Genomic DNA, 1,787 nt, shown 5'->3' with positions numbered 1-1,787 from the left:
GACGACGCGCTGGAGCGCGCCCGGTCCAAGCTGGAGTACACCCCACTCGCCACCCGGTTCCTCGCCGCCGAGGTGGCCAGTCGACGTCGATGCCGCTGGTGTGGGCGGTGGCCAGGGCGGTGAGCAGTTTCGCCGTGCCGTCGTGTCCGCGCTGCTGGGTGGGGATGGCGGTGGTGTCGGTGAGGGTTTCCTGGGTGAGGGTGCTCAGGGTGGCGTCGGGTCCGACTTCGAGGTAGTGGGTGACGCCGAGGTTGTGCAGGGTTTCGCTGCCGGCGGTGTAGTTGACGGTTTCGCGGATGTGCCGGGTCCAGTAGTCGGGGTCGGCGAGTTGTTCGTCGGTGGCGAGCTGTCCGGTCAGGTTGGACACGATGGGCAGCGTCGCGGGGTGGTAGGTGACCTGGCTGGCGGCGGTGCGGAAGTCGTCGAGGATCGGGTCGGTGTGGGGGGAGTGGAAGGCGTGGGCGACGTGCAGCTTCCGTGCGCGGATGCCGTCGGTGGTGAGTTGCGCGGCGATGGTGTCGATGGTGTCGGTGTCGCCGGCGAGGACGAGTGAGGTGGGGCTGTTGTGCCCCGCGAGGCTGACGTCGGGGTGGGTGTCCAGGATTGGTCGGATCCGGTCCAGGGGTGCGGTGACGGCGAGCATGGCGCCGGCGGGCATGGCGTTCATGAGCCGGGCGCGGGTCGTGATGAGCGCGGCGGCGTCGGCAAGATCCAGGACGCCGGCGATGTGGGCGGCGGTCAGTTCGCCGATGGAGTGCCCGATGAGGTAGTCGGGGCGCACGCCGAAGCTGTGCAGGAGTCGGACCATGGCGGTCTCGGCGGCGAACAGGGCGGGCTGGGTGTAGGTGGTCTGGGCGAGCAGGTCGGTGTGCGGCCCGGTCATGACCTCGCGCAGCGGGTGTTCCAGGTGCCGGTCCAGGGCGGCGCAGATGTCGTCGAGGGCGGCGGCGTAGACGGGGAAACGCCGGTAGAGGTCGGCGGTCATGCCGGGGTGTTGGGCGCCCTGGCCGGTGAACAGGAACGCCACCTTCCCGACCGTCCCGGCCGCGCCGGTGACCAGCGTCGGGTGGGAGTGGCCGGCGGCGAGCGCGTGCAGGGCGGCGATCAGGTCCGCGGCGGCATGCGGCTCGGTGTCGGCGATGGGCGGCGCGGCCGGGACGATCGTGGCTCGGTGAGCGAAGGCGGTCCGGGTGGTGGCCAGCGCGTGGGCGACCTGGGCCGAGTCGAGGTCGGGGTGCTCGTCGAGGTGTCCGGCCAGCCGGGCCGCCTGGGCGCGCAGCGCGGCCGGCGTCTTCGCCGACAGCAGCCACGGTGGGGCGAGGCCCGGCACACCGCCGACGGCGGCGCGCCTGTCCGGCGTCGTGTCGGCCGCGGCCGATGCGGCTGCGGTTGGTTGGTGTGCCTCGGGCTCGTCGCCGGTGGGGTCGGGTGCCGGGGCTTGTTCGATGATGACGTGGGCGTTGGTGCCGCTGATGCCGAAGGAGGACACGGCGGCGCGGCGGGGTCGGTCGTGGTCGGGCCAGGGGGTGTTCTCGGTGAGCAGCGTGACGGCGCCGGTCGACCAGTCGACGTGCGACGAGGGTGCGTCGACGTGCAGCGTCTTCGGCAGCTCGCCGTGGCGCAGCGCCTGGACCATCTTGATGATCCCGGCGACGCCGGCCGCGGCCTGGGTGTGGCCGATGTTGGATTTGATCGACCCCAGCCAGAGCGGTTCGTCCGGTCCTGCCCGTACGTGGCGAGCAGGGCCTGGGCTTCGATGGGGTCGCCGAGGGTGGTGCCGGTGCCGT

At 72.3% G+C, this 1,787-nt stretch carries 1 protein-coding gene; it reads right to left on the bottom strand.

The window, feature by feature from the left end; translation table 11 throughout:
- A partial coding sequence (locus ABZS77_RS29995; RefSeq protein WP_354829690.1) for an acyltransferase domain-containing protein occupies positions 1 to 1,636 on the bottom strand: 1,636 nt, incomplete at its 3' end.
- Positions 1,637 to 1,787 lie beyond the last annotated feature (151 nt).

The organism is Micromonospora sp. NPDC005298 (assembly GCF_040607375.1).
GTDB lineage: Bacteria > Actinomycetota > Actinomycetes > Mycobacteriales > Micromonosporaceae > Micromonospora.
Note: the sequence above shows the minus strand (reverse complement) of the source record. Positions and strands in the feature narration are given on the sequence as shown.